The organism is Achromobacter veterisilvae (assembly GCF_037619525.1).
Lineage (GTDB): Bacteria > Pseudomonadota > Gammaproteobacteria > Burkholderiales > Burkholderiaceae_B > Achromobacter > Achromobacter veterisilvae.
In genome coordinates, this window is sequence record NZ_CP148753.1 from 5,768,062 (window position 1) to 5,788,655 (window position 20,594).

Annotated in this window: 17 protein-coding genes, 2 tRNA genes and 3 rRNA genes; 9 read left to right on the top strand and 13 right to left on the bottom strand. The window is 63.0% G+C overall.

Going from position 1 to position 20,594, the window contains the following annotated elements; translation table 11 throughout:
- The first annotated feature begins 5 nt into the window (after positions 1-5).
- The 3 genes from WHX56_RS26835 (at position 6) to WHX56_RS26845 (ending at position 1,729) form a co-directional block, all read left to right on the top strand.
- On the top strand, positions 6-953 hold the full coding sequence (locus WHX56_RS26835) for a 3-hydroxyacyl-CoA dehydrogenase NAD-binding domain-containing protein (RefSeq protein WP_338879461.1): 948 nt from the start codon (positions 6-8) through the stop codon (positions 951-953).
- Positions 954-1,032: 79 nt separating this feature from the next.
- Positions 1,033-1,305, top strand: a complete 273-nt coding sequence (locus WHX56_RS26840) for a GNAT family N-acetyltransferase (RefSeq protein ID WP_129241067.1) — start codon at positions 1,033-1,035, stop codon at positions 1,303-1,305.
- A gap of 19 nt (positions 1,306-1,324) precedes the next feature.
- Complete coding sequence (locus tag WHX56_RS26845; protein ID WP_129241066.1) at positions 1,325-1,729, top strand: YchJ family protein; 405 nt, start codon at positions 1,325-1,327, stop codon at positions 1,727-1,729.
- Between the two features lie 10 nt (positions 1,730-1,739).
- On the opposite strand, the gene WHX56_RS26850 is transcribed toward WHX56_RS26845, so the two are convergent.
- Positions 1,740-2,612 (bottom strand): LysR substrate-binding domain-containing protein, encoded by an 873-nt coding sequence (locus WHX56_RS26850; RefSeq protein WP_338879462.1) that lies wholly within the window; start codon positions 2,610-2,612, stop codon positions 1,740-1,742.
- 108 nt (positions 2,613-2,720) lie between these two features.
- Between WHX56_RS26850 and WHX56_RS26855 the strand changes: the two genes are divergently transcribed.
- Both WHX56_RS26855 and WHX56_RS26860 read left to right on the top strand, forming a co-directional pair.
- Positions 2,721-3,437 (top strand): haloacid dehalogenase type II, encoded by a 717-nt coding sequence (locus WHX56_RS26855; RefSeq protein ID WP_129241064.1) that lies wholly within the window; start codon positions 2,721-2,723, stop codon positions 3,435-3,437.
- 44 nt (positions 3,438-3,481) lie between these two features.
- The gene (locus WHX56_RS26860) at positions 3,482-4,222 is read left to right on the top strand and encodes an aldolase (RefSeq protein ID WP_338879463.1); all 741 of its coding nucleotides are present in this window, start codon (positions 3,482-3,484) and stop codon (positions 4,220-4,222) included.
- Positions 4,223-4,371: 149 nt separating this feature from the next.
- Here the strand turns inward: WHX56_RS26860 and rrf are convergent.
- The 6 genes from rrf to WHX56_RS26890 all read right to left on the bottom strand — a co-directional run bounded on the left by rrf (position 4,372) and on the right by WHX56_RS26890 (position 10,895).
- Positions 4,372-4,484: ribosomal RNA gene (gene rrf / locus WHX56_RS26865) — 5S ribosomal RNA — on the bottom strand.
- A gap of 196 nt (positions 4,485-4,680) precedes the next feature.
- Positions 4,681-7,564 (bottom strand): 23S ribosomal RNA (locus WHX56_RS26870).
- Between the two features lie 288 nt (positions 7,565-7,852).
- A tRNA-Ala gene (locus WHX56_RS26875) sits at positions 7,853-7,928 on the bottom strand.
- A 24-nt stretch (positions 7,929-7,952) separates the two neighbouring features.
- Positions 7,953-8,029, bottom strand: a tRNA-Ile gene (locus WHX56_RS26880).
- Positions 8,030-8,162: 133 nt separating this feature from the next.
- Positions 8,163-9,693 (bottom strand): 16S ribosomal RNA (locus WHX56_RS26885).
- The 16S, 23S and 5S rRNA genes sit together here with 2 tRNA genes alongside, the layout of an rRNA operon.
- 875 nt (positions 9,694-10,568) lie before the next feature.
- On the bottom strand, positions 10,569-10,895 hold the full coding sequence (locus WHX56_RS26890; RefSeq protein ID WP_287754889.1) for a hypothetical protein: 327 nt from the start codon (positions 10,893-10,895) through the stop codon (positions 10,569-10,571).
- A 124-nt stretch (positions 10,896-11,019) separates the two neighbouring features.
- Here WHX56_RS26890 and WHX56_RS26895 point away from each other — a divergent pair, with 124 nt between their 5' ends.
- Positions 11,020-11,958: a LysR substrate-binding domain-containing protein gene (locus WHX56_RS26895; protein WP_338879464.1), complete on the top strand. Its 939-nt coding sequence runs from the start codon at positions 11,020-11,022 to the stop codon at positions 11,956-11,958.
- Positions 11,959-11,985: 27 nt separating this feature from the next.
- Here the strand turns inward: WHX56_RS26895 and WHX56_RS26900 are convergent, their stop codons facing one another.
- Positions 11,986-13,503: an acetyl-CoA hydrolase/transferase family protein gene (locus tag WHX56_RS26900; RefSeq protein WP_338879465.1), complete on the bottom strand. Its 1,518-nt coding sequence runs from the start codon at positions 13,501-13,503 to the stop codon at positions 11,986-11,988.
- Positions 13,504-13,748: 245 nt separating this feature from the next.
- Between WHX56_RS26900 and WHX56_RS26905 the strand changes: the two genes are divergently transcribed.
- Complete coding sequence (locus WHX56_RS26905) at positions 13,749-14,657, top strand: LysR family transcriptional regulator (RefSeq protein WP_129246889.1); 909 nt, start codon at positions 13,749-13,751, stop codon at positions 14,655-14,657.
- A gap of 176 nt (positions 14,658-14,833) precedes the next feature.
- Positions 14,834-17,254 carry a DUF3772 domain-containing protein gene (locus WHX56_RS26910; protein WP_338879466.1) on the top strand — a complete coding sequence of 807 codons (2,421 nt, stop codon included), beginning with the start codon at positions 14,834-14,836 and terminating at the stop codon, positions 17,252-17,254.
- Positions 17,255-17,290: 36 nt separating this feature from the next.
- Here WHX56_RS26910 and WHX56_RS26915 read toward each other — a convergent pair whose 3' ends face one another.
- Together WHX56_RS26915 and WHX56_RS26920 are read right to left on the bottom strand one after the other, a co-directional pair.
- Positions 17,291-17,965, bottom strand: coding sequence for a hypothetical protein (locus WHX56_RS26915; protein ID WP_129246893.1), 675 nt, complete (start codon positions 17,963-17,965; stop codon positions 17,291-17,293).
- Between the two features lie 44 nt (positions 17,966-18,009).
- On the bottom strand, positions 18,010-18,480 hold the full coding sequence (locus WHX56_RS26920; RefSeq protein ID WP_129246895.1) for a hypothetical protein: 471 nt from the start codon (positions 18,478-18,480) through the stop codon (positions 18,010-18,012).
- Between the two features lie 477 nt (positions 18,481-18,957).
- On the opposite strand from WHX56_RS26920, the gene WHX56_RS26925 reads away from it, so the two are divergent.
- Complete coding sequence (locus WHX56_RS26925; RefSeq protein WP_129246898.1) at positions 18,958-19,248, top strand: antibiotic biosynthesis monooxygenase family protein; 291 nt, start codon at positions 18,958-18,960, stop codon at positions 19,246-19,248.
- 41 nt (positions 19,249-19,289) lie between these two features.
- On the opposite strand, the gene WHX56_RS26930 is transcribed toward WHX56_RS26925, so the two are convergent.
- From WHX56_RS26930 to WHX56_RS26940, 3 genes are read right to left on the bottom strand one after another with little or no spacing between them, the layout of a single operon-like run.
- On the bottom strand, positions 19,290-19,640 hold the full coding sequence (locus WHX56_RS26930) for a nucleotide pyrophosphohydrolase (RefSeq protein ID WP_338879467.1): 351 nt from the start codon (positions 19,638-19,640) through the stop codon (positions 19,290-19,292).
- A gap of 27 nt (positions 19,641-19,667) precedes the next feature.
- On the bottom strand, positions 19,668-20,288 hold the full coding sequence (locus tag WHX56_RS26935) for a 3'-5' exonuclease (RefSeq protein WP_129246903.1): 621 nt from the start codon (positions 20,286-20,288) through the stop codon (positions 19,668-19,670).
- Between the two features lie 4 nt (positions 20,289-20,292).
- Positions 20,293-20,517: a DUF1653 domain-containing protein gene (locus WHX56_RS26940; RefSeq protein WP_129246906.1), complete on the bottom strand. Its 225-nt coding sequence runs from the start codon at positions 20,515-20,517 to the stop codon at positions 20,293-20,295.
- Between the last annotated feature and the right edge of the window lie 77 nt (positions 20,518-20,594).

Consider the following 20,594-nt stretch of genomic DNA (forward strand, 5'->3'; position numbering starts at 1 on the left):
CTTGCATGTCCAGTTCCGCCACGCCCCTTCCCGCCATCCGCAGGGTCGCCATCGTAGGCGCCGGCACCATCGGCGCCAGTTGGGCCGCACTGTTCCTCGCCCGCGGCCTGGAAGTGGTCGTCAGCGACCCGGCCGCCGACGCCGAATCCCAGACGCGCACCCGCGTACAGGAAGCCTGGCCGGTGCTGGCCGAACTGGGCCGCGTTGCGCCCGGCGCCTCGCCCGACGCCCTGCGGTTCGAACCCGACCTGGAGGCCGCGCTGGCCGGCGCGGACTTCGTGCAGGAAAACGCGCCGGAACGCGAAGACTTCAAGACCGGCCTGTTCGCGCGCATCGACGCGGCCCTGCCCGCGCACGTCATCGTCGCCTCGAGCTCGTCCGGCCTCATCATGAGCCGCCTGCAATCGCGCTGCGTGCACGCGTCCCGCTTCGTCATCGGACATCCGTTCAATCCGCCGCACCTGATCCCGCTGGTCGAGGTCGTGGGCGGCGACCAGACCTCGGCGGACACGATCGACCGCTGCATCGCCTTCTACCGCAGCATGGGGAAATACCCGATCCGGCTGAACAAGGAAGTGCCCGGCCACATCGCCAACCGCCTCCAGGCCGCGCTCTGGCGCGAAGCCATCCACCTGGCGGCCGAAAACGTGGCCAGCGTCGCCGATATCGACGCCGCGGTCTCACAGGGGCCCGGCCTGCGCTGGGCGCTGTTCGGCCCGCACATGACGTTCAACCTGGGCGGCGGCGCGGGCGGCCTGGCGCATTTCATGGACCACCTGCTCGGCCCGGTGCAGACCTGGTGGGACGACCTGGGCGCCCCGGACGTTACGCCCGAATTGCAGCAGCGCCTCATCGAAGGCGTCGACGCCGAAGCGGGCAAGCGCAGCATCGCGGACCTGGTCCAGGCCCGGGACGCCCAACTCACCGCCCTGCTCAAAACCCTGCAACGCTGACCCGGCGCGCAGGCCGCGCATCCGCAAATCCCGCCGGCGGCGCGCCGCCGGCGCACTCGAACCCGAGGAATCCTTCCGCATGATTTCAGTGACGCAAGACACAGAACGTTCCCGCTACACCGCCACCGTCGACGGCGTGCTGTGCGTGCTCGACTACCAGTTGCAGGACAACATCCTGACGATCACCCACACCGGCGTGCCCAGCCAGGTGGGCGGGCGCGGCATAGCCGCCGCGCTCACGCGCCACGCCCTGGATGCCGCGCGCGCCAACGGCTGGAAGGTGCGGCCCCTGTGCTCGTACGCCGAGGTCTACATGCGCCGCCATCCTGAATACAACGATCTGCTCGCCTGACGGCAACGGCGCGCTCATCGTGGCAAAACCCTCACAGAACGCGGCCGCGGCCTGCCCCTGTGGCGGCCCCGGCGCCTACCCCGAATGCTGCGGCCGCTGGCATGAAGGCCCGCTCGCCATGCAGGCGCCCAGCGCCGAAGCGCTCATGCGCTCGCGCTACAGCGCCTTCGTGCTGGACAAGCTGCCGTATCTGCTGGCCACCTGGCATCCCAGCACCCGCCCCGCCTCGCTGGAGCCCAATCCCGCCGACCTGAAATGGCTGGGGCTGGCGGTCAAGAAAGCGCTCGTCCAGGATGCCGACCACGCCACCGTGGAATTCGTCGCCCGCAGCCGCCAGGCCGGCCGGGGCCATCGCCTGCACGAGGTCAGCCGCTTCGTCCGCGAAGGCGGGCGGTGGTATTACGTGGATGGCGACCTGAGCTGAATCCGGTGCTTCAGGCGGCGGGCACGGCCAGGCTGTCGTGTCCGATGGCCTGTTTCAGCGCCATCACCAGATGCTGTTCGGCCGCGGTCAGCGCGCGCTGATTCCCGACAATTGCCAGTTCCGTCGGCGGCGCCGGCGCAAAACCCGCGTCCTCGCCCAGCACCTCATGCGTGTCCAGGCGCGCGAATGCCGGCAACAGGCTCACGCCCAATCCGGCCGCGACGGCAGCCTGCACCCCGGCCAGACTGTGGCTGTGGTAGGCGATATGCCATGGCCTGCCCGCGCTTTCCAAGGCGTAGATCGCGCGCTTGCGATAAATGCAGCCTTGCGGGAAAACGACCAGCGGCACCGCGGCGCCGTCGGGAACCCGCTGCCTGCCGCCCACCCAGACCAGGCGTTCCGGCCATGCGGCCAGGCAGGGCCCGTCGCCCGGCTCGCGCTTAACCAGCGCCAGGTCCAGCTCGCCCGAGGCCAGCCCGCCGCGCAGGTCCGTGCTCATGCCGCTGCTGGTTTCAAGGCGCACGTCGGCATGGCTCGCGGCAAACCCGGCCAGCAGCACGGTCAGCCGGGACACGTCGAAATCCTCCGGTATGCCCAGCCGCAGCACGCGGGCCGCGCGAGGCGCCGACAGCACGTGCTCGGCCTCGCCGGCGATGGCCAGCAAGCGGCGCGCATACGCCACCATGAGTTCGCCGTCCTCCGTCGCCGACACATTGCCGCCCGCGCGGTCCCTCAACAGCAGCGTCTTGCCGACGCTCTGCTCCAGCTTGCGCACCTGCTGGCTGACGGTCGATTGCGTGCGATGCACCCGGTTGGCCGCGCGCGTGAAGCTGCCTTCGTCCACGACGCACACCAAGGTCCTGAGCAATTCCAGATCGAGCATGGCGGGGATGATATTTGATAATCAACTGAGGTGAGTTCAATAATTAATTTTACAACTTATCTGCGCGCCCCTACGCTGGAAGCATCCCCATCCGTTCAAGGAACCGACATGCCCCTGGCCCAATTGCCTCGTCCCCAATGGCTCACCTTCGATTGCTACGGCACCCTCATCCAGTGGGACGAAGGCCTGCAGGCCGCCGTTGCCCGCATCCTGGCAACCGACAGCGATACGGGGCGGCATGCGCCCAGTCCCGCGCAGTTCCTGCACGTCTACGATGGCCACGAACACCGGCTGGAGCACGCGCGGCCGCATCGCAGCTTCGCCGACATCAGCCGCGAATCGCTGCGGCTGACCATGCAGGAACTGGGCCTCGAATACCGGCCCGAGCACGCGGAGATGCTGGTCGGCGGCATCTCCGCCATGCCTCCCTTCCCGGAAGTGGTGGAGACGCTGGCGGTACTGAAGCAGGCCGGCTTCCGGCTGTGCATCATCTCCAACACCGACGACGGCATCATCGCCGGCAACGTTGCGCAATTGGGCGGCCACATCGACCGCGTCGTCACGGCCGAACAAGCCGGCGCCTACAAGCCGTCGCGCCAGATATTCGCTCACGCCCACGACGGCCTCGGCGTCACGCCCGACGAGGTCGTGCACATTTGCGCCAGCCCCCATCTGGACCTTGCGGCCGCTCGCGATATCGGCTTTCGCTGCGTCTGGATCGACCGCGGCACTGGCCGCAAACCCTTGCCCGACTATCGGCCGGACGCTACCGTAGCAACTTTGGACCGCGTGCCCGACCTGTTCCGCGACGCCGGCTGGCTATGACGGGCGCGCGCCTTCCCTCAAATCTCCACTTCCGAAAGGCAGCCATGAACCAGGAACCCCATTTCGCCGATGCGCTCTTTCACGCCGAACCCGTCGCCGCGCTGCGCGCCGATCTGGCGCTCGCGCTGCGGGCGGCGGCGGCCCATGGATTGGGGGAAGGCGTCTGCAACCATTTCAGCGTGGCCCTGCCTGGCAACCCGGATCATTTCCTGCTCAATCCGCGCGGATTGATGTGGCAGGAAGTACAGGCCGACGACATCGTCCTGATCGACGCCCAAGGCAACAAGCTCGCCGGCCGCCATGAAGTCGAGCCCACGGCGATGTTCATCCACGCCGCCATCCACCGCATCGCCGGCAAGGCCTGTGTCCTGCACACGCATATGCCCTACGCCACCGCGCTGACGCTCATTTCCGATCGGGCGCTGGACACCACGCTTTCCCAGAACGCCATGCGTTTTCACGGGCGCCTGGCCATCGACGAACACTACAACGGCCTGGCGCTGGACGTCAGCGAAGGCGAACGCATCGCCCGCGCCATGCAGGGCGCGGACATCGTCTTCCTGGGGAATCATGGCGTCGTCGTCTGCGGCGACCGGCTGGATTACGCCTACGACGATCTCTTCTTCCTGGAACGCGCCTGTACGGCCCAGGTGCTGGCGCAGTCCACCGGACGGCCCCTGGCTCCGGCCGATGCCGGAATTGCCGCCAAAGTGGCCGCCCAGATCCAGGGCGAGCGCCTTCAATCCGAACTGTTCTTCGCCGCGCTGCGCCGGCAGCTACGTTAGGATCCCTTTCCAGCCTGCCAAAGCAAAACCCCTCGCGGCGCTATGGCCGCGAGGGGTTTTTGTTTGTGCATGGGGCTAGAGGCAATCCATTGCGGCGCCCCAAAGACAAAACCCCACAGGTATAACCTGTGGGGTTTTGCGGAATAAAAGCCTGACGATGACCTACTTTCACAGACGTCCGTCCACTATCATCGGCGCAAAGTCGTTTCACTGTCCTGTTCGGGATGGGAAGGAGTGGGACCAACTCGCTATGGTCGTCAGGCGTAACTGGTTGAGCGGCTGCTAACGCAACCGCTCCAATCTGGGAAGAAACACAACGCGTGGTGACCAGAGTCGAACTCGATGATCACGCACGAGGGGGTGTAATTGATGTTGGCTGGCTGCCGACGGTGCAGCCAGATTTTGGTTTGAACGACACTTGGAACGCTACATCACCAGGTCATAACCATCAGTGTTATAGGATCAAGCCTCACGGGCAATTAGTATCGGTTAGCTTAACGCATTACTGCGCTTCCACACCCGACCTATCAACGTCCTGGTCTCGAACGACCCTTCAGGGGGATCAAGTCCCCGGGATACCTTATCTTCAGACGAGTTTCCCGCTTAGATGCCTTCAGCGGTTATCTCTTCCGTACTTAGCTACCCGGCAATGCCATTGGCATGACAACCGGTACACCAGAGGTACGTCCACTCCGGTCCTCTCGTACTAGGAGCAGGCTCCGTCAAGTATCCAACGCCCACGGCAGATAGGGACCAAACTGTCTCACGACGTTTTAAACCCAGCTCACGTACCTCTTTAAATGGCGAACAGCCATACCCTTGGGACCGGCTACAGCCCCAGGATGAGATGAGCCGACATCGAGGTGCCAAACACCGCCGTCGATATGAACTCTTGGGCGGTATCAGCCTGTTATCCCCAGAGTACCTTTTATCCGTTGAGCGATGGCCCTTCCATTCAGAACCACCGGATCACTATGTCCTGCTTTCGCACCTGTTCGACTTGTCAGTCTCACAGTCAAGCACGCTTATGCCATTGCACTATCAGCACGATTTCCGACCGTACCTAGCGTACCTTCGAACTCCTCCGTTACACTTTGGGAGGAGACCGCCCCAGTCAAACTGCCCACCATGCACTGTCCCCGATCCGGATAACGGACCAAGGTTAGAACCGCAAACAAACCAGGGTGGTATTTCAAGGTTGGCTCCACGCGATCTAGCGACCACGCTTCAAAGCCTCCCACCTATCCTACACAGGCCGGTTCACAGATCAATGCAAAGCTACAGTAAAGGTTCATGGGGTCTTTCCGTCTAGCCGCGGGTAGATTGCATCATCACAAACACTTCAACTTCGCTGAGTCTCAGGAGGAGACAGTGTGGCCATCGTTACGCCATTCGTGCAGGTCGGAACTTACCCGACAAGGAATTTCGCTACCTTAGGACCGTTATAGTTACGGCCGCCGTTTACCGGGGCTTCGATCAAGAGCTTGCACCCCATCACTTAACCTTCCGGCACCGGGCAGGCGTCACACCCTATACGTCGACTTTCGTCTTTGCAGAGTGCTGTGTTTTTAATAAACAGTCGCAGCCACCGATTCTCTGCGACCCCATCATGCTCAGCGCGCAGGCGCGTCACACTACCGGGGTATACCTTCTCCCGAAGTTACGGTATCAATTTGCCGAGTTCCTTCTCCTGAGTTCTCTCAAGCGCCTTGGAATATTCATCCCGTCCACCTGTGTCGGTTTGCGGTACGGTCTCGTACAGCTGAAGCTTAGAGGCTTTTCTTGGAACCACTTCCAATCACTTCGCAAGCCATGCTCGCTCGTGCCATACCCTTGATTTACGCGCCCGGATTTGCCTAAGCGCCATCTTCGATACAGCAACAGGGACATCCAACACCCTGATGATCTTCCGCAATCCGTCCCCCCATCGCACTGTACGACGGTGCTGGAATATTAACCAGCTTCCCATCAGCTACGCATCTCTGCCTCGCCTTAGGGGCCGACTCACCCTGCGCCGATGAACGTTGCGCAGGAAACCTTGGACTTACGGCGAGGGGGCTTTTCACCCCCTTTATCGCTACTCATGTCAGCATTCGCACTTCTGATACCTCCAGCAGCCTTTACAAGCCACCTTCGCAGGCTTACAGAACGCTCTCCTACCGCGTGCACAAAGTGCACACCCGCAGCTTCGGTTTATCGCTTAGCCCCGTTACATCTTCCGCGCAGGACGACTCGATCAGTGAGCTATTACGCTTTCTTTAAAGGATGGCTGCTTCTAAGCCAACCTCCTGACTGTCTATGCCTTCCCACTTCGTTTCCCACTTAGCGATAATTCGGGACCTTAGCTGGCGGTCTGGGTTGTTTCCCTCTTGAGTCCGGACGTTAGCACCCGGTGCTCTGTCTCCCAAGCTGTACTTGCGGGTATTCGGAGTTTGCCATAGTTTGGTAAGTCGCCATGACCCCCTAGCTATAACAGTGCTCTACCCCCCGCAGTAATACTTGAGGCACTACCTAAATAGTTTTCGGAGAGAACCAGCTATTTCCAGATTTGTTTAGCCTTTCACCCCTATCCACAGCTCATCCCCTAATTTTTCAACATTAGTGGGTTCGGTCCTCCAGCACGTGTTACCGTGCCTTCAACCTGGCCATGGATAGATCATCTGGTTTCGGGTCTACACCCAGCGACTAAAATCGCCCTATTCGGACTCGCTTTCGCTACGGCTTCCCTATTCGGTTAACCTTGCCACTGAATGTAAGTCGCTGACCCATTATACAAAAGGTACGCAGTCACCCCACAAGGAGGCTCCTACTGTTTGTATGCATACGGTTTCAGGATCTATTTCACTCCCCTTCCGGGGTTCTTTTCGCCTTTCCCTCACGGTACTGGTTCACTATCGGTCGATCACGAGTATTTAGCCTTGGAGGATGGTCCCCCCATCTTCAAACAGGATTTCACGTGTCCCGCCCTACTTGTCTTACGCTTAGTTCCACACACAAGATTTCATCTACAGGGCTATCACCTGCTACGGCCGGGCTTTCCATCCCGTTCGACTATCTTGCATGCTAAAACGTAAAGGCTCTTCCGATTTCGCTCGCCACTACTTTCGGAATCTCGGTTGATTTCTTTTCCTCGAGCTACTGAGATGTTTCAGTTCACCCGGTTCGCTTCCACTGACCTATGTATTCAGTCAGGGATACCGCATTGCTGCGGTGGGTTTCCCCATTCGGATATCTGCGGATCAAAGCTTGTTTGCCAGCTCCCCGCAGCTTTTCGCAGGCTACTACGTCCTTCATCGCCTGTGATCGCCAAGGCATCCACCATATGCACTTAGTCGCTTGATCCTATAACGCTGTAGGCTATAGGACCTGAGTATTAGCGTTTGTGCCGTTCATAAGTTTCAAAGCAGTCTGAGGTTATTCACCCCAGTCTTGAGAACTTGGAACAAAATTAATGCAATCACAACCCGTACTTATCTTCTTCGACTTGCGCCGAGTACTCGATAAGTACATTTCGTTGTGCTTCTTCCAGATTGTTAAAGAACAAATATAGCTGTTGGGTAAAACCCAACTCATAAGACTGCAAGCAGCATTATGAGTTGGCCTCTACGGCACCACCAGGTGTTAGGTACTTGGTGGAGGTGAACGGGATCGAACCGATGACATCCTGCTTGCAAAGCAGGCGCTCTCCCAGCTGAGCTACACCCCCATACCCTGCTTGACGCAGAATACCTGGTGGGTCTGGTTGGATTCGAACCAACGACCCCCGCCTTATCAAGACGGTGCTCTAACCGACTGAGCTACAGACCCAAAACCTTCTCGGATCAGCACTCAGGAGTCATGGGCGCAGGGAGGAGTCCCTCTACCCAAGCCCACAACCGATCCCAGCTATATATCAAACAACCGATAAGAGTGGACGCTTAACACGAGCACTTGAGCTCTGAAAGGAGGTGATCCAGCCGCACCTTCCGATACGGCTACCTTGTTACGACTTCACCCCAGTCATGAATCCTACCGTGGTAATCGCCCTCCTTGCGGTTAGGCTAACTACTTCTGGTAAAACCCACTCCCATGGTGTGACGGGCGGTGTGTACAAGACCCGGGAACGTATTCACCGCGACATGCTGATCCGCGATTACTAGCGATTCCGACTTCACGCAGTCGAGTTGCAGACTGCGATCCGGACTACGATCGGGTTTCTGGGATTGGCTCCCCCTCGCGGGTTGGCGACCCTCTGTCCCGACCATTGTATGACGTGTGAAGCCCTACCCATAAGGGCCATGAGGACTTGACGTCATCCCCACCTTCCTCCGGTTTGTCACCGGCAGTCTCATTAGAGTGCCCTTTCGTAGCAACTAATGACAAGGGTTGCGCTCGTTGCGGGACTTAACCCAACATCTCACGACACGAGCTGACGACAGCCATGCAGCACCTGTGTTCCGGTTCTCTTGCGAGCACTCCCAAATCTCTTCGGGATTCCAGACATGTCAAGGGTAGGTAAGGTTTTTCGCGTTGCATCGAATTAATCCACATCATCCACCGCTTGTGCGGGTCCCCGTCAATTCCTTTGAGTTTTAATCTTGCGACCGTACTCCCCAGGCGGTCAACTTCACGCGTTAGCTGCGCTACCAAGGCCCGAAGGCCCCAACAGCTAGTTGACATCGTTTAGGGCGTGGACTACCAGGGTATCTAATCCTGTTTGCTCCCCACGCTTTCGTGCATGAGCGTCAGTGTTATCCCAGGAGGCTGCCTTCGCCATCGGTGTTCCTCCGCATATCTACGCATTTCACTGCTACACGCGGAATTCCACCTCCCTCTGACACACTCTAGCCCGGTAGTTAAAAATGCAGTTCCAAAGTTAAGCTCTGGGATTTCACATCTTTCTTTCCGAACCGCCTGCGCACGCTTTACGCCCAGTAATTCCGATTAACGCTTGCACCCTACGTATTACCGCGGCTGCTGGCACGTAGTTAGCCGGTGCTTATTCTGCAGGTACCGTCAGTTCCGCGGGGTATTAGCCCGCGACGTTTCTTTCCTGCCAAAAGTGCTTTACAACCCGAAGGCCTTCATCGCACACGCGGGATGGCTGGATCAGGGTTTCCCCCATTGTCCAAAATTCCCCACTGCTGCCTCCCGTAGGAGTCTGGGCCGTGTCTCAGTCCCAGTGTGGCTGGTCGTCCTCTCAAACCAGCTACGGATCGTCGCCTTGGTGAGCCGTTACCCCACCAACTAGCTAATCCGATATCGGCCGCTCCAATAGTGCAAGGTCTTGCGATCCCCTGCTTTCCCCCGTAGGGCGTATGCGGTATTAGCCACGCTTTCGCGTAGTTATCCCCCGCTACTGGGCACGTTCCGATACATTACTCACCCGTTCGCCACTCGCCACCAGACCGAAGTCCGTGCTGCCGTTCGACTTGCATGTGTAAGGCATCCCGCTAGCGTTCAATCTGAGCCAGGATCAAACTCTTCAGTTTAATCTCTGTATTTGTTCGTATTTCTTAACCCCCGAAAGGGTCGAGTCATACGTCGCTACTCAAAGGAAGTGAGGTATGTGCTTAGACTTGACATCTAAGGTACTTCACTTCTAGTGAGCACTTGATTTCATTGTGCTTGTGATAAAGCTGAGGTTTAAATCCCAACCCATCACCGCACCCGCATCAAGCGCCCACACTTATCGGTTGTTTAATTGTTAAAGAGCGGTACTGCTAAGTTCTTTACTGCCTGCCGACTGGCCCGGCGCTTTCGCGTCGTTCGCTGTGTCAGCAGCAGAGAAACGAGATTATGAAGAAGTTTTTATCGCTTGTCAAGTCAGCTTCGCGGGGTTCGCTACGCTTTCTTGCCGCGGCCTCTTCAAGACCCTTTCCTCTTTAGCAGCTATCGAAACATCAGGGTAAACCCTGAATTTTCGGCAACCGCCAAGCCCGAAACTATAACACGACTTTTGCAGATTATGCAACCGGCTTTTGCCTAATTTGCATCCTATCTTGCAACCCGCGGCGCCGCTGAACCTCCAGCCTCGCCATCGCCCTGAAACCAGGGGCCGGTCACTTCAGGTGGCTAATGATTCGTAAGGGTAAACCCTTGGTTCGCTTCACCAGCCAAGCCCAAGACTATAGCATATTGTTTCGAACGGCGCAACTGACTTCTGTCTGATTCGCACTATCCATGCAATGATGCCTGCCTGGCCCCGCGCTTCGAAAAACTGCCCGAACCGCGAAGGAGCGAGACTATAGCACAAGTTTTCACAACGGACGCGGCCCCTTCCGCTGGGCCCACCTTCTATATATATATATATAGAGAGAGAGAGGGGAACGGAAGGGGCCGCGGCACGGCGGCGGCAGGCCTGCGTTTACCAGCGCAGGTAGTTCACGTCGCGAAGCCGCGTCAGGTCCCGGTCCACGGCGGCTTCGTTGACCAGCCAGTTGGGCGCGCCTACATCCCGCAGCATGTGTTCATCCAGCTCTTTCGCCAGGCTGCGCAGCCGTGCTTCGTTGCGATGTTTGCGATAGGCGGCCCATATCCGGCCGAGGAAACCGCCGCCGGAGGACGCCGCCTGTTCCAGATCCGCGCGGGCCGCCGTGGCGGCAATGCCGTTGCCGTGCAGGGCGGGCTGGTTCCGCTCGGTGGGCAGCGGCATGAATGAAGCGGAAGATGAGGGGCAGGTTTGCGCTGACATGGTGGGCTCCGTATGGAATACGCGTTTGGTAAGCGTAATAGCCCAACCTTCTGATGAAAATCGAATTGTTCTCGGGTTATCGGTAAGGTATGCTGACCAATCAAGTCATCCTCGGATCGCCCCCATGCGTTTGCCTCTGAATACCCTCCCCGCTTTCCGCGCGGTGGCCGAATTGCAGAACCTGCGTGCGGCAGCGGAACGGCTGCACCTGACCCACAGCGCGGTCAGCCAGCAGATCAAGGGGCTGGAAGAACAACTGGGCTTTCCGCTGTTCGAACGCAGCGGGCGGGGCATCGTCCTGAATACGGCCGGAGCCGCCCTGCTGTGCGCAGTCCAAGGCGCTTTGGCTCAATTGGATGAAGGGGTGCTTGCGGCGTCGGCCGCCGCCACCGGCAGCGAACAGCGCTTGCGGGTGTCGGTGCTGCCTTCTTTCGCGCAGCGCTGGCTGCTGCCGCGGATGGCCCGGTGGCGGACCCGCAATCCCGGCCTGGCGCTGGAGATCGACTCTTCCCAACAGGTCGCGGATCTGCTGCGCGACGGATTCCACGCGGCGCTGCGTTTCGGACGCGGCCCCTGGGCGGGCGTGGAATCGGAACCCCTGTTCGACATGCCGTTGCCGCTGATTGTCCTGGCGTCGCCGGAAACGGCGGCCGCGCTTCCCGACAATACGCCGGAAACCCTCGCGCGGCAGCCCCTGCTGGGCGAACGCGAGGTCTGGCAACACTGGTTCAACGCCGCCGGACTGCGCACGCCCGTCACGCCGGTGGCGTCGTTCAATGACGCGGGCATGATGCTGCAGGCCGCCGAGCAGGGACTCGGCATCACGCTGGGACGCGAACTGCTCGCCGCGGACGCGCTGTGCGCCGGGCGGCTGGTGCAGGTTTCCCCGGTGAGCGTCCATTATGAACAGGCGCAGACGTATCACCTGGTCTATCGCCCCAGCCTGCGCGACTGGGGGCCGCTGGTCGCGCTGAAGCAATGGCTGCGCGACGAGCTGGAAATGTCCCGCCGCAGCCTGGTCACTCCCGATCCCGGGCCGGACCAGGAGCCACGGGCAAAGTAACGGCGGCGCCAGCCGCCGGGCCTGGCCTCAGGCCACCTTGCGCGCAGCCGGCTTCGAAGGCTGCATCGAGTCCGTTTCGTTGAACCGCTGGTGCCACGAGAACGCTTCCTCGAGCAGGTGCGGGGTCTGGCCGCCACATTCACAGGCGCGATCGAAATAGTCCTGCAGGGCGTCGCGATAGGACGGGTGCACGCAATTCTGGATGATGGCGCGCGCCCGTTCGCGCGGCGCCAGCCCCCGCAAGTCCGCCAGCCCGCATTCGGTGACCAGCACGTCCACGTCGTGCTCGGTGTGGTCCACGTGGGACACCATGGGCACCACGCTGGAAATGTCGCCGTTCTTGGCCATGGACTTCGACACGAAAATCGCCAGATGCGCGTTGCGCGCGAAGTCGCCCGACCCGCCGATGCCGTTCATCATGTGCGTGCCGCCCACGTGCGTGGAATTCACGTTGCCGTAGATGTCGAATTCCAGCGCGGTATTGATCGCGATGATGCCCAGCCGGCGAACGATCTCCGGCGCGTTGCTGATCTCCTGCGGGCGCAGCACGATGCGCTCGCGGTAGTGCTCCATGTTGGCCAGGATCTTCTCGTAGACGGGCTTGGACACCGTGATGGAGGACGCCGAGGCGAACGCGAGCTTGCCTTGGTCCAGCAGTTCGATCGCGCTGTCCTGCAGCACTTCCGAATACATGGTCAGGTTCTGGAAGCTGGACGATTCGAATCCATGCAGCACGGCATTGGCGATGGTGCCGATGCCCGCCTGCAGCGGCAACAGGGAATCGGTCAGGCGGCCGGCATCGACTTCACGCCGCAGGAAGGCATTGATATGGCCCGCGATGGCATTGGTTTCCGCGTCGGGCGGCAAGGCGTTGGATGGGCTGTCCGGTTCGTGCGTGATGACGATGGCGGCGATCCTGGCCGGGTCCACCTCGATGAAAGGCTGGCCGATGCGCTGGTCGGCCGACACCAGCCCGATGGGCTGGCGCGCCGGCCTGTCGCCGGGCACGTAGATGTCGTGCAGGCCTTCGATGGAGCCGGGCATGCCCATGTTCAGTTCGATGATGATCTTGTCCGCCTGTTGCGCGAACGAGGCGGAATTGCCCACCGACATCGTCGGCACGATCGCGCCGGTCTCGGTGATCGCCGCGGCCTCGAGGATGGCCACGTCGATCGGGCCGATATGGCCCGCGCGCAGTTGTTCGACGGTCTCGGACAAGTGCTGGTCGATGAAGGCGATTTCGCCCTGGTTGATCTTGCGGCGCAAGGTCGTGTCGACCTGGAACGGCATGCGGCGCGCCAGGGCGTTGGCCTGCGCCAGCATCTTGTCGGTGTCATGGCCCAGCGAGGCGCCGGTGATCAGGGTGATGGAGAGCGGCTCGCGCTCGGCGCGGGCCGCCAGCGCCGCGGGCACCGACTTGCAGTCGCCGGCGCGCGTGAAACCGCTCATTCCGACGGTCATGCCGTCCTGAACCAGCAGGGCCGCCTGATCGGCGGAGGTGATCTTGGCGCGCAGCCCAGGGTGGCGGATACGGTCGAGATGCATGGTGTCTCCAGATTTAAGGGCCAACGGCTCGCGGCCGGGCGCGGCGATGCCGCCTCTGCGCCCAGGCACCGTCTGACGCGGCGTTTCCCGAGGTCCCGCGGCCGGATCCTGCCGGCGCCGGGACGAATTTTCCGCAGTATAGGAAGGCCGGCTCAAATCTCGTAATGACTTAAAATCATCCAAATCAGTCGTTTTTTTCATCGTTTGCTTGTTTGCGCGCATCGCGCGAAGGGAGGCCGCCGGCCATGGACGTGCGCGCATTGCGGTATTTCGTGGAAACCGTCAGGCATGCCAGCTTCACCCAGGCGGCCAAGGCGCTGTTCGTGACGCAGTCGACCGTCAGCAAGATGATTCGCCAACTGGAGGAGGAAGCGGGCACCCCGCTGTTGATCCGCGACGGCCACACGGCCCGTCCCACCGACACCGGCCAGGTCATGTACCAGCGCGGCTTGCAGGTGCTGGAGACCATGCGCCAACTGGCCGAGGAATTGCGCCAGACCACCGACTTGCGCCGCGGCGCGCTGGAAGTCGGCATCCCGCCCATGATCAACCTGCTGTTCACCCCGGTTGTGAAACGCTTCCGCGAACGGCACCCGGGCATACACCTGACCTTGCGCGAAGGCACGGGCCAGGCCGTCGAAGGCCTGGTCGCCAGCGGCGAACTGGAAGTCGGCGCGACCATCCTGCCGATCGCGCCCGACGGCGGACTGGCCGCCCAACCCTTCGGCAGCTACCCCATCTGGGTGATCGGTCCGCCCGATGCGCCCTGGGCGGGCAAGACTTCATTGCCGCTGAGCGCGCTGCGCGACGCGCGGCTCCTGATCCCCACGGACGACTTCGCCATGACGCGCCGCTTGCGGCAAGCCTTCGCCGACGCCGGCTTCCAGCCCGGCATCGCGGCGCAGAGCGCCCACTGGGATTTCCTGGTGGCCATGGCTTCCGCCGGCCTGGGCGTGGCGCTGCTGCCCGAACCGCTGATGCAACGCATGAAGACGCGCGGGCTGAGCACGGCGAAACTGGCCAAATCGGGCCTGCAATGGGAAGTGGGCCATATCTGGCAGCACGCCGGCTACCTGTCTTTCGCCGCGCGCGCCTGGCTGGAAGTGTGCGACGAGGTGCTGGGCAAGCCGAAAAAGGCGCCGGCCCGGGCCTGAGTTGAATCCAAACGTTGGCCTCGTAAACTTGGATTGCGGGCAACGGCGCCCGCAAAGCGGCCTTTCGCCGGGATCGCGGGCCGATTCAAATGGGGCCAAAGCAGCAGTTTTGTTGCAACGGGCGGGACGGCGGCTTGTTATGCTGCCGCCTCGATGCGAGCCACTCGCCCAAAAACATGACACCGACCACCCATCTCCTGCCCTTGCGGGCCCGACGCGCGCGCGCGTCTTTCTTTGCCGCGTCGATCGCGGCATTGCTGCTGGCGCTGTTCCTGATGCCCGCCTTCGCGGCGGCGCCGCCCACGCCCGCCGACACGGAAACCATGCTGGCCTCGGCGCGCAAGCAGATCGACGACATCCGCAAGCGCGTCGCCGACGAAACCGATGACGCCAGCCTGGTGAAACAGCGCGGCGATGCGCTGGACATCCAATCCAAGGCCGATGCGGCGGCCGAGGCCCTGACGCCGCAACTGGCCAGCGTAACGGCCAAGCTGAGCGAATTGGGTTCGCCGCCGGAAGGCGTCAAGGAAACGCCCGACGTGGCTGCCCAGCGCATGCAACTGGAAAAAAGCAGCCGGGCGCTGGATGCGCAGATCAAGCTGGCCAGGCTGCTGTCCGTGGACGCCGGCCAGGCCGCCGAACAGATCTCCGCCCAGCGGCGCACGCAGTTCCAGGCGCGCCTGGGAGAACGGCGGGACTCCTTTCTCTCCGACGCGTTCTGGACGGAATTCCGGGAAGAATTCCCGCGCGATCTCGATCGTTTGAAAGCCCTGGGCGACGACCTGTCGGCCGCCGTCGGGCAAACGCCGAAATGGGGCTGGCTGCTCCTGGCGACGGCGGCCGCGCTGGCGATCGCCCTGCGCGTCTGGATCGGCCGCATCCTGCTGCGCCTGACCGCCACTCGCGTTCCCCCCGGCCGCCTGCGGCGCTCGTTCCTGGCGGTCGCCCACGTGGTCCTGGCCGTGGCCACGCCCGGCGTCATCGCGCTGCTGATCCACATCGGGCTGGACTGGAACTCGCAGTTGACCGACAACACCTCGTCCCTGCTGGCGAACCTGGTGGCGACGGTCTGTTTCGGCGGATACGTATCGGGACTGGGCTATGCCCTCTTGTCCTCGAACCGGCCGTCGTGGCGCCTGCCCCCGATCAGCGACGCCGTGGCGACGCGGCTGCGCTGGCTGCCCGGCGTGCTGGGCGTGCTGGTGGTGATGATCTGGCTGGCCGAGCGCCTGCCCGTGCTGCTCAACGCCAGCCTGACCACGACGATCACGCTGACCGGAATCGTCGCCGTCATGACCATGGCGATGATAGGCGCGGTGCTCGCCATCGGCCGCCGGCTGCGCCGGCAGGCGATGCAGGAAAACGATGCGCCCATCCCGTTCTGGCTGTCGCTGCTGCTGACCGCCATCTGGACCGTGCTGGTCCTCAGCCTCGCCAGCCTGCTGGCCGGATACGTGGCGTTCGGCAGTTTCCTGGTCAAGCAGGTGCTGTGGGTGCTGATCGTATTGGCTTCCGCCTACCTGGCGTCCACCTTGATCGAAGATGGTTTCGGCACGCTGCTGGGCAGTTCGCACCGCGACGGCGGCGAACAGGAAGCGCCCAGCATGCGCGACCAGGCCGCGGTGCTGCTGTCGGGCGTCGGACGGGTGGCCGTCGGTCTGCTCGCCATCGTCCTGCTGCTGGCGCCTTTCGGCGAAGCGCCGATGGATCTGCTGCAGCGCTTCGACCAGTTGCGCAAAGGCCTGGCGATCGGCGAAGCGCAGATCCGCCCCGGCGCCGTCCTGCAGGCGCTGCTGGTTCTGGCGCTGTCCCTGCTCAGCGTGAAGGTGCTGAAGCGGTGGCTGTCCAACCGCTACCTGCCCACCACCGAACTGGATCCGGGCATGCAGTTGTCGGCCGCCACGCTGTTCGGCTATGCGGGCTTCGTGGTCGCCGTGGCGCTGTCGCTGTCGGCCGCGGGCATCGGGCTGGAACGCGTGGCGTGGATCGCCAGCGCGCTGTCGGTGGGTATCGGTTTCGGCCTGCAGGCGGTCGTCCAGAATTTCGTTTCCGGCCTGATCCTGCTGGCCGAACGTCCGGTCAAGGTGGGAGACTGGGTCTCCCTGGGCGGCGTGGAGGGCGACATCCTGCGCATCAACGTCCGCGCCACGGAAATCCAGATGGGGGACCGCTCGACGGTGATCGTCCCGAATTCGGAGTTCGTCACCAAGACCGTGCGCAACGTCACCCGCTCGAATCCGCTGGGCCTGGTGCAGATCAAGATGCCCCTGCCGCTGTCCACCGACGCGGAACACGTGCGCGAACTGATCCTGCAGGCCTTCGCGGACCACGAGGACGTGCTGGACGCGCCGGCGCCCAATGTGTTCCTCGACGGCATCGAAGGCGGCCACCTGATCTTCAACGCCAAGGGCTACGTATCCTCGCCCCGGGCGGCCTACGGCGTGCGCAGCGCCTTGCTGTTCACCGTGCTCAAGCGGCTGCACGACGCGGGACTGGAAGTGTCGTCCCCGCCCACCATGCTGCTCGCGCCGGCCCCGCAATCGCCGGCGGCGCAGGCGGCGGCTCCCGCGGCGGTTCCGCCGCCGGCCGCCCCCTAGACGCCGCGCGGTTCCGGCCGGACATGGCGTCCGGCCTCAACCGGGGGAATACAGGTCGGCGAAGGTCTGCCTGTCGAGCCGGGGATTGCGCAATGGCGGCGACGCCAGCGCGGCGCTCTGGACGGACCGCACCGGATAGGCCTGCGCCGTGGGCTGCGAGGGCGGGGGCGTCTCGGCCAGGACCGGCGCCGACGGCGCGACCTGGGCGACCGCGCCGTTGTCGAAACGATGATCGGCGGTGGTCAGCGCGGGATTGGTGCACAGCCCCTGCGCCACCAGCGCGGCCTTGGTGCGGTCGTCCGTCTGGCACAGGATGTCGATGGCGGCGGTTTCCAGGCGGCGCGCGCGGTCGGCGTCCTTGGTGGACGCGGCGGCCTGCATGGTGCGTTCGAAGTTGCGCCGCAAGCTGCACTTCTGGTCCTCGATCGGGACGGCGACGTTCATGCCGAAGCCCACCACGGAACCGCCTCCCCCGGCGGACACCATGCAGCTATCGGATGAAAAAGAACCATAGAAACTCTGGCCGCCCACGGGCGGCGCCGAGCGCAGGGTGCTGGATCCGCTATTGTTGGAGTTGAGCGTAATGCCCTGGTTGTTGCCGGCATTGGTCGAACCCGACGATGCCGAGGTCGTGGCGCTGGAACTGCTGGTCTGGGCCCCGGCGGAAAACGCCGCCAGCGACAGGGAAATGGCAAGCACTATAGTCTTCATGATGTTCCCTCGCCCGGACGGCCGAAGCCGTCCGGATAATTGGGTCAGTGATGGAACCCTGCGACATGGCCCACCGCGCCAATGCCGTGTATCGACCCGAACCCACCCACATTCGCCGCATGGAACGACCCCGTGGCCGACGCGCTGGTTTCCGTCTGCCCGAACGTGGCGCCGCCGTTGGCGATGCTGTCGCCGACCATGATGGGGGCATTGCCCGATACATGGCCGTATGACTCGCTATTGGCGTACTGGCGCGTGCTGGTCACGACTTGCGTGCCGTCGCGGCTGAAGGTTCCGCCGACTTCCGCGATGCCGCCCGTGCTGCCGAACGATGTCTGGCTCGAAAAGCCGTAGCCGTTGATCTGGGTGGACACCGCGGAACTCCCGGTGGAAATGGATGACGCGGTGCCGTTGATGGCGCCGGCATGGCCCGTCACGGACCCGCCGACCGGGCCGGTGGCATAGGCCGTGGCGGCAAACAAGGACAACGCGGCGATTGCTGCGAGCTTTTTCATTTGAGCTCCTCCTGATCCGTGCGGGCACGGATACACGGTTGCCGGTGGCCGACCGGCGCGGACCGTTACCTCCCAGCCATGCGTGCAATGACGAAAGGCTTGGGACTTTCGTATTGGTACGGAATGATTGCGCCGTCCTAGGCATGTCGATATCGGCTAAACGGGCGACCGAATCCTGCTGGACGAGCGGAGGCGGTAACACTTCCGGCCAAATGCGCGGATAACGCGCGCCGCGCCATGCATATGGACGACGCGCAATGCGCGGGACGAATCGCGCACGCGGAGGAACTCAACTTTATGGATGGGAACGGCGGCCCGCGGCTCGGGCAACTTCCCTAGCGCGCCCGAGCGACTCGGCCCGGCGGAATCGGCGCCCACCGGGCTCCAGCCTTTCGGCGGGCTGAATGCGGATTTTTAGGCCATACTATCCCCGCCGCCGGGCGCTACCCGGCCCATTCGTCGCACGGAGACAGAATCATGATCCAGGAGATTGCCGGCATCCACGTCCGCGAAGGACAGGAAGCGCTGTTCGAAGCGGGCGTCGCGCAAGCGAAGCCGCTATTCTTGCGGGCCCGCGGATGCCACGGCATGGAGCTGTACCGCAGCATCGAGCAGCCGCAGCACTACACGCTGGTCGTGGACTGGGAAACGGTGGAAAACCACATGGTGGATTTCCGCGAGTCCACGGATTTCCAGGAATGGCGCAGGCTGGTGGCGGGCTTTTTCGTCGAGCCGCCGCAGGTGCATCACGAACAGAAAGTGCTCTGACGCCCGGGCCTGCGCGCAACCCCTTTCAGCGTGAACAGGCCCTAGAGCGGATCGTTGTATTTGCGCGCGCTGCCGCGAAAACGATCCGCCGGATATTTCCGCGCGTTCTTCACCATCTTGCCCGCCACGGCATCGGCGATATCGATGCCCAACTGGTCCGCCAGCGCGACCAGGTACATCTGCACGTCCGCGATCTCGTCGGCCGCTTCAGCCAGCCGCTCGGGCGGCATGCCGCGCGATTCGGCCTCGCTCAGCCACTGGAACAGCGACACCAGTTCCCCCGCCTCGCCCGCCAGGGCCATGGCCAGGTTCTTCGGCGAATGGAAGGGCTGCCAATCCCGTTCCGCCGCGAAGCGGCGGACGGCAAGCCTGATCTGTTCCAGGTCGGACATCGCGGCTCCTGAGTTGAAATGGGCGCGTCAGGCCGCCGCCAGCCGCGCGCTGGCCGCCAGCGCGACGGCGACCGTGGTGCGCACGTCGGCCAGCGCCCGGTGGGTGGGATCCGAGGCGCCGACGTGGCGAGCCAGGATCTCCAGCTTGTGCGAAGGCAGTTCGGGCCAGGCGCGCCGCGCCAGCGCCAGCGTGCAATGGGTGGCGTTCGAAAACGGCAGGCCGGTCTGGTCCGCGGCGGCCCCCAGGAAGCGCCGGTCGAAAGAGGCATTGTGGAAAAACACGGGCAGGTCCTCCACGAAATCCAGGAAGGACGAAAACGCCTGCACCACGGGCACGCCGTGGCGGTCGACTTCCGCCTGCGTGATGCCGGTCAACCGGGTAATGAAAGACGGGACCGGGCCGCGCGTGCGCACCACCTGCGTGTATTCCCGCTCGTGCGCGCCCGACGCGTCCACGCGGACGGCGGCGAACTCCAGGATCTCGCAGGTGGCCGTGGACAGGCCGGTGGTTTCCAGGTCGGCCACGATGAATGGGCCGCGCAAGGCCCGCAGCGCCTCGGCCAGCGCCTCGGTTCCCGCCTTGCGCCCCGCCGCCGCGCGGACGGGCCCCGCGCCGCTTGCGCGCGGCCGCCGGTAGAAGAACGTCACGGCCTTACTCCGCCGGCCGCAAAGGCGCGAAACGGGGCGAGCCGTCGGCCAGTTGGCCGAAGAACAGCGCCGCGGGGCGCACCCACAGCCCGCGCTCGTGAGGCCACAGATGTTCGTACACAACCATCGATTCCTCGGTTTCGGAATGGCGGGCGGTGCCCTGGTAGAGATAAAGGCCGCCCTTGTAATGGCGGTGCGAGGCGAGAGCCAGGGCTTCGGATTCGGTCATGGACGGTTGCCGCAAATGGCGCGGCCCGGGCGGTAGGGTTCCTGCCCGGGCCTGCGGGTTCAGACAATACCGTCTTT